The sequence below is a fragment of the Paenibacillus sp. SZ31 genome, from assembly GCF_012912005.1.
Classification (GTDB): domain Bacteria; phylum Bacillota; class Bacilli; order Paenibacillales; family Paenibacillaceae; genus Paenibacillus.
Genome location: NZ_JABBEA010000016.1, coordinates 134,546 through 141,543 on the forward strand (window position 1 = coordinate 134,546; position 6,998 = coordinate 141,543).

The following is a 6,998-nucleotide window of genomic DNA, read 5'->3' on the forward strand; positions in this document are numbered from 1 at the left end:
ATCAGGGTGTATTGTCACGTATGTGGGACGAAAAACAGCCCGGGGGATAACACGTGCAGAAAGTGTAGCACCAAATTGAAAGAAGCAGCACCAGCCGAATCACTATCCCGGCAACAACAACCTGCACCAAGGCAAGAAAGTGCCAATCAAGGTCGTACATTTAGCTGGGTCATTCCCCTGCTATTGGCAGCGGTAATGGGCGCTCTGTTGACGTACTATTATAATCAGGAGAGCGGTATAAACGCAGAGGTAAAAGCGCTGCATCTGCAAGCAGAACAAGCTGCACTGGACGGAAAATACAAAGAGGCTTTGCAACTTCTGGATACGGCTCTCGCGAAACGTCCGAATGTGGATGCACTTATACAGGATCGCCAAATTACGGCGAAAGCGTTCAATCTGATGAATCAGTTGAACGAGGCTTCAACAAGTCTGAAAACAGGAAAATTGTCCGCAGGAGACAAGACTATTCAGGCTGTATCCAAAGCGTTGAAGGAGCGAGAGGAGCCGGTTTTTGCCAAAGTCCGTGCCGCATTAAGTAACAGAAAGGTCACGCTGGCTGTACTGAAGGTGAAAAAAGAGATTGATACTTTGACAACGGTTGAGGGTCTGGCAGAGAAACTCAAAACAGTATCAAACTTGAATGGCAAGGAAGCCGAAGCAGTAGAGAAGCAGATTGTAGATAAACTGACCGGGATTAGCTATAAACAGGCGGAGCAGCAAGTGAAGAAAAAGAATTTTACAGCAGCACTACAAACCGTTGATCAAGGGCTGTCTTATGCTCCGGAGGAAGTTAAACTGACAACGTATCGAGAAGAGATATTGCGTGAGAAGAAGGCATTTGAGAAAGCGGAAGAAGAACGTATCCTGTTAGCGGAACAACAAGCAGCTGAGGAAGAATTGAGAAATCGCACAGGAGCAGTAAGTGTTGTAGAGCTGACAGCGGAACTGGACATTTATGGTGATCTACATATTAGTGGGATGGTAACTAACAAGGGTACACGCCCGATCTGGTCAATTGCACTGATAATCAATATTAATAGCACGGATGGTGATTATATTGGTGAGACAGATGCATATGTTTATCCAGTCACACTGGGTACCGGGGAGCAGGGTTATTTTGAAACCTATTATTATGGTGTGTACGAAGCAGCAGACGTATCTGTTTCGAGTGCAACATGGTATCTGGAGTAGGGGGAGTTAGAATGTCCAAAAGAACCTGGAGTACAATCTTATCCAGTGCAATCATTATCGGGGCTGGGGCAGGAGGCGTGTTATGGATACATCAGCACTCGGCTGATGAATTGGAGGTTGGTCCCAGATTGGCTGTCGTCACTGCAAAGGAGGTTGTAACCCCTCAAGCGAAGTCTGCCTCCAAGACAATCGTGAAGAAAACGCGTAAACAGATCATTGAAGAGAGTCAGAAAAAAGTGGTTACGATTGAGAGTAGCAGTGGATTGGGTTCCGGTTTTCTATACAATGAACAGGGAGATGTTGTGACTAACGCGCATGTCGTGGAGGGATCAAAGGAAGTGACCATCCGTACGTTGAATCATGAGGAATATAAAGGTACGGTTATCGGGATCGGGGAAGAAACGGATGTTGCTGTCATCAGAGTACCTGATTTGAAAGAAGTACAGCCGTTGCCCATTGCGAAGTCTAAAGCGGAAGTTGGAGATGAGATTCTGGCGCTTGGCAGCCCGTTAGGCTTCGAAAACACGGTAACAACGGGAATCATTAGCGGTGTCGAACGCAGTTTTGAGATTGCACCGTACATTTATACGAACATGTACCAAATCTCCGCGCCCATCACCAACGGTAATAGCGGTGGCCCATTGATTAATGCAGAGACGGGTGAAGTGCTTGGTATTAATTCAACTGGGGTAAAACAGGAAGCCGGACTGGGATTTAGCATCCCGATCACTAGTGTGTTGAAGCAGGTGCAGGCATGGTCCAACACTTCGTCGTCTATCACAAAAGCTGTCCAAATGGTAGGTGAAGGTACTTCGAGGTTATCTGCTTCTTCTATTGAAGCCGAGTCACTGGTTACTGACTTTTATAGCTATCTGAACTTGAGTGACTATGTCGAATCCTATGCATTACTCGGAAGTGACTGGCAAAGCGGCACAACTTATGCCAAATTCCGTGAGGGGTATCTTAACACCGGTTATGTGGTTATCGGGGAGGTCTCGTCTGAAGACAAGGGTAATGATGAGATAGAAGTCACCGCCGTCATTACAGCAGATGAACGTAGGGATGGCGACTATGTAACGGCGAAATATAAGGTTACGTATCAGGTTGGTTACGAGAATGGTCAACTGAAAATATTACATGGTCAAGGTAAAAAGATGAAATGAATCAGGTAAGGAGAGTTGGCATAATTGCCGATTCTCCTTTTTCATTGCTTATATTCAATGCATCTGTTAAAATACAGAACGAATGTTCAGTATGCATGGGACGGAGTGAAATGGAATGAATATGAATAAAAAACAACTTCAAACCGAGCAGACCAAGAAGAAACTTGCGGATGCTTCCAAAGCCCTTTTTGTACAAAAAGGCTATAAAGCAACGTCCATTGAGGATATTGTAGCTGCGACGGGCAGCAGCAAGGGCAATATATATTACCATTTTAAAAGTAAAGAAGGCCTGTTCCTCTATCTAATCGATGAGTGGGATCGGGAGTGGGAAGCGAGTTGGGCGGCCAAAGAACATCTCTACCGCACCTCCACGGAGAAGATCTACGGCTTGGCGGAACAATTGATATTGGATGATATGAATCATCCTTTGACCAAAGCAGCCGATGAGTTCTTCACTGGGGAGAAGAAAGAAAATGATATCGAGGAGCGTATCTCCTTGATGTTTGAGCGGCATCTTCAATTTAACAAACAAATGATCGAACAAGGCATTGAGAGCGGTGAGTTCAAAGCAGACAATGTAGATAATCTTGCGCTCATATTGGAAAGTACCATTATTGGTCTTAGCCAGATGTCACGGGGTATGGAATCCGATCAGGCTCTCGCTCTATATCGTCAGGCCGCTAGTGTATTCTTGCACGGGATTGCAAAAGATAAAGATTAAGCAACATTTTGACAACTACGGAGGATGGAATCATGGCATTACTAACACGGAACAGGGGCGCATTGCTGCTGTTAATGTTTAATATTTTTCTCGTTTTTACAGGTATTGGTCTGGTTGTGCCGATCATGCCTGCGTATATGGATCTACTGCACATCACCGGATTCACGGTTGGTTTGTTGGTAGCCGCGTTCTCCTTCACCCAGTTTCTGTTCTCCCCACTTGCGGGTCGATGGTCGGATACATGGGGACGTAAAAAAATTATAGTCGGCGGTATGCTGATCTTTGCCGTATCCGAGTTTATGTTTGGTGCGGTCAATGCACCAGTGCTGCTCTTCGCAGCCCGGATGCTTGGTGGTATTGGAGCTGCGATGATCTTCCCTGCAGTTATGGCATACACCGCGGATATTACAACAGAGGAAGAACGCGGCAAAGGTATGGGCTTGATTAATGCAGCCATTACAACCGGGTTTATCATCGGTCCGGGAATTGGTGGGTACATTGCGGACTTTGGCATTCGAATTCCGTTCTACGCCGCTGGGGTTGCCGGTCTGCTGGCATCCATCATTACATTGATTATTTTGCCGGAATCAACACGAAGCACAGGAGAACAAAGTAAACCGATCCCTGGCTTAACGAAGGTCAAAGCTCCCGGTATGGTATCCCAATTGCTGAATTCGTACCGTGAACCATACTTTTTCAGCTTGATTATTGTATTTGTTATGGCATTTGGTCTGGCGAACTATGAGACGGTATTTTCACTGTTTGTGGATCATAAGTTTGGTTTTACGACAAAAGACATTGCATTTATTATTACATTTGGTTCCATCGCGGGTGCGGTTGTGCAAGTATCCCTGATCGGTTGGTTGCTTAATCGGTTTGGTGAAAAGATGGTCATTTCGGTCTGTCTGTTGTTTGTAGCGGTATTTGTACTGTTGACCTTGTTTGTGCATACGTACTGGCTCATTCTTGTCGTAACATTTATCGTGTTCCTGGGTATGGACATTTTACGTCCGGCGATCAGTACACAGATGTCCAAACTGGCACAAGAACAACAGGGCTTTGTGGCCGGACTGAACTCGGCGTATACCAGTTTGGGGAATATCGCAGGTCCAATCGTAGCTGGAGCATTGTTCGATGTGAATATTAACTATCCTTACGTTTCGGCAGCTGCCGTTCTGGCGATCTGTTTCCTGTTATCCCTACGGGTACTCAGAGGGGTCAAAACGGTGAAACAACCGAAGCCTGAAATGTAATTGTCTCTTGAAAAGAGGTAAGAGCATCGATTTTTGGTATAATAAGAATTGCTGGAAGTGAATTAGATGGGCTAGGTTGCATAATAAGTTACCGAGGACGGTCATTTTTAAGCATATACAGGATTATTGGAGTGATAACATGAGCAAAGCAAAAGGAAAAGGCGGCACTGGCCGCGGTACTGGCAAAAAAGGCTGGAACCGTTGGCAAGCAGCTGCTAACCGGGCGAAAAGTACCCCGAAGCCTTATAAAAGTAAAGGTACGAAGAAGAAGGACGATACCGAAACTTCAAGTGGCAAGCCAGAGTAAGTATGGCTTGACGATGCAAGAGGAGAGAGCTGCCTGATTATCGGGTGGGTCTCTTTTTGTGTGAAAATATAAAAAAATAAATTGACAGTATTGTAGATATGGTAATAATATAGAGCTTACGCAAATTAGATGGTAGTGCTACTATATGGAGAAAGGAGCATCAGCATGCCTGTTAATATGGATGAAAATCCACTTGGACTGATTTTGTCACGTACGTATCTGGCATACAAAAAAACAACAACCAGAAATCTGAGTGAGCAGGATATTACTCCGGAACAATTTGCCGTTCTGAATGAATTGAGCAAGGCGGGAAGCCATATATCACAGAAGAAGCTGGCTGAATTAACGGTTCGGGACCAGACAACTGTTGGCAAAATTATAGACAAGTTAATTCGCAAAGGTCTGGTGACGAGAGAAGAAGATCCACAGGACCGCAGAGCGGTATTGCTTTGTTTGACGGCAGAAGGATTGGAAATGAATAACGTTCTGACACCAAAGGCCAAACAGCAAGAGCAAGAGGCACTCGCCGAATGTTCCCCTGAAGAGCTTGAAGCATTCATGAATGTGATGAATCGGATCTATGAAAAGATGAAATAAATTTTTTTGGTCTAATATGTGCATGTGCATATATATGTAGTGCAATTATTTTGATTTTAACTAATGGGAGTCGTGAACGAATGAAAAGCTTCAAAGAATTTTTAAAAGTACCACAGACAAAAATAGGTTTGGTTTTTGCATTGATTGTTCCATTGTTATTTGTTGTGGTCTGGATGACGGGTTATCATCAGGCCACGGAGAGAGTAGATCAACTTCAAGTTGCTTTGGTGAACGAAGATGGAACACAGGGGACAGAGGTGCAGAAGCAGATTGAAACGCTCGCGCCTTTCCATGTTAATGTGCTGGATTCTGCCAAGGAAGCCGAGCAACAGATGAATGCAGGTAATTATGCGATGGTTATTGTGATTCCGGAAGGGTTTGCTGACCAGATTGGCGGCGGTACAGACGCGAGCTTGTCCTTTTATATCAATCAGGGAAATGCGGATGTAGCGAAATCGATTGTGGAACATGCTGCGACCGGAATGACTGCACAAATGGGACAAGGGATTCTGGAATCCAAGGTTCAAGTGACACTCAATAACGACAGTATAAATAGCGAAGATTTAAGTGCAGCCATTGGACAAGCGATGGCGAAGATGAATGAAGGGCCTGTGAAGGCTGAAATTAATAAAACGAACAGTGTCAGTGATTTTGCAACATCGATGCTGCCCATGATTCTGGGTTTTATCACCTATATTGCTTCAATGACCATGAACATTCAGTTCAATATTACATCGAATATCATGAAACGTAACCATTCCAAATGGGAAATCTTCTGGGGACGACAAATGCTGTTATTGTGTATAGTAGTGATCGTTCCCCTAATCGTGGATACAGTAGCTCTTCAGTTCACGGATGTTGCGAGCTCCTTCGGCGCTTTGTACCTGTACCATGTGCTGGTGAGTCTGGCTTGTATCTGTTTTACACAAATGAGTTTTGCCCTGTTTGGTAATGCAGGCCCTCTATTTAATGTAGCGATGGTTCCCCTCCAGTTAATGACCGCAGGAAATATCATTCCAGCCGAGATGCTGGCGCCATTCTACCGTTATATTGGAAACTTTCTGCCCGCCTCCAATGGGGTACAGGGATTTATGCGTTTGATCTATAGTGGAGAAGCAGTGGGGGGATACATGGTTCATCTACTGTTGATCTCAATTATAACGTGGGGGATTACGTTGTTGAGAGTTGGTATGCAAAAAGCAGGTCATGGACAAATGACGATGACGCCTCCAGCATCAGCACAGGCACAGGCACAGGCACAGGCACAGGCACAGGCACAGGCACAGCATTAAAATTTTCTTTCTATAATAATCTAATAACACACAGAAAAGTGGTTTGCGTACAGTTATATACGCGCACCACTTTTTTGTTTATCTTCTATAATACTTCTACTTATACTCGTTGTAACTTTCAGTGTACCCCTGTAATCTTGCATGACGTTGATAAAGGATAGGTCATAATTGAGCTTATTAATGAAGCTAAAATATATCAGAGGAGATTAAGTGTTAATAATTCTCAAAACAATTAGAGATGTATTTCGTTGTATGAATGGAAAGAATGTCATTTAGGCAATAATAAACTTTACAACTGAGATAGAGTAGAGCAATGCAGTAAAGGTAGTCAATTAGCGGTAAAAGAGTTTTAATAAATTAAGTGTTGTAATTAATATCTATACGTGATATATTATTAATCCGGCCAAGAAAACACAGTTTACACGGTGCGGCAAGCGAATGAAATAAGCTTCGAAAGAAACTTAAAAAAAGAGC

Annotated in this window: 7 protein-coding genes; all 7 read left to right on the forward strand. The window is 44.0% G+C overall.

Annotated features, from left to right (window positions below; genetic code table 11):
* Nucleotides 1-75 precede the first annotated feature (75 nt).
* The gene (locus HF638_RS23715; protein WP_169482417.1) at nucleotides 76-1,191 is read left to right on the forward strand and encodes a hypothetical protein; all 1,116 of its coding nucleotides are present in this window, start codon (nucleotides 76-78) and stop codon (nucleotides 1,189-1,191) included.
* A gap of 11 nt (nucleotides 1,192-1,202) precedes the next feature.
* Nucleotides 1,203-2,354: a S1C family serine protease gene (locus HF638_RS23720; protein ID WP_169482418.1), complete on the forward strand. Its 1,152-nt coding sequence runs from the start codon at nucleotides 1,203-1,205 to the stop codon at nucleotides 2,352-2,354.
* A gap of 121 nt (nucleotides 2,355-2,475) precedes the next feature.
* Entirely contained in the window at nucleotides 2,476-3,075 is a 600-nt protein-coding gene (locus tag HF638_RS23725; RefSeq protein WP_062836340.1) for a TetR/AcrR family transcriptional regulator, read from the forward strand.
* Nucleotides 3,076-3,107: 32 nt separating this feature from the next.
* Nucleotides 3,108-4,328 carry an MFS transporter gene (locus tag HF638_RS23730; protein WP_169482419.1) on the forward strand — a complete coding sequence of 407 codons (1,221 nt, stop codon included), beginning with the start codon at nucleotides 3,108-3,110 and terminating at the stop codon, nucleotides 4,326-4,328.
* A gap of 139 nt (nucleotides 4,329-4,467) precedes the next feature.
* Nucleotides 4,468-4,635 carry a DUF3934 family protein gene (locus HF638_RS23735; RefSeq protein WP_076333364.1) on the forward strand — a complete coding sequence of 56 codons (168 nt, stop codon included), beginning with the start codon at nucleotides 4,468-4,470 and terminating at the stop codon, nucleotides 4,633-4,635.
* 165 nt (nucleotides 4,636-4,800) lie between these two features.
* Entirely contained in the window at nucleotides 4,801-5,232 is a 432-nt protein-coding gene (locus HF638_RS23740; RefSeq protein WP_036605963.1) for a MarR family winged helix-turn-helix transcriptional regulator, read from the forward strand.
* Nucleotides 5,233-5,312: 80 nt separating this feature from the next.
* A complete protein-coding gene (locus HF638_RS23745) occupies nucleotides 5,313-6,524 on the forward strand; it encodes a YhgE/Pip domain-containing protein (protein ID WP_169482421.1) in 1,212 nt (403 codons plus the stop codon).
* Nucleotides 6,525-6,998 lie beyond the last annotated feature (474 nt).

Bases quoted from the DNA above. Each gene is read 5' to 3' on its own strand.
- HF638_RS23720 (WP_169482418.1), top strand. From the start codon at position 1,203: ATGTCCAAAAGAACCTGGAGTACAATCTTATCCAGTGCAATCATTATC.
- HF638_RS23725 (WP_062836340.1), top strand. From the start codon at position 2,476: ATGAATAAAAAACAACTTCAAACCGAGCAGACCAAGAAGAAACTTGCG.
- HF638_RS23730 (WP_169482419.1), top strand. From the start codon at position 3,108: ATGGCATTACTAACACGGAACAGGGGCGCATTGCTGCTGTTAATGTTT.
- HF638_RS23735 (WP_076333364.1), top strand. From the start codon at position 4,468: ATGAGCAAAGCAAAAGGAAAAGGCGGCACTGGCCGCGGTACTGGCAAA.
- HF638_RS23740 (WP_036605963.1), top strand. From the start codon at position 4,801: ATGCCTGTTAATATGGATGAAAATCCACTTGGACTGATTTTGTCACGT.
- HF638_RS23745 (WP_169482421.1), top strand. From the start codon at position 5,313: ATGAAAAGCTTCAAAGAATTTTTAAAAGTACCACAGACAAAAATAGGT.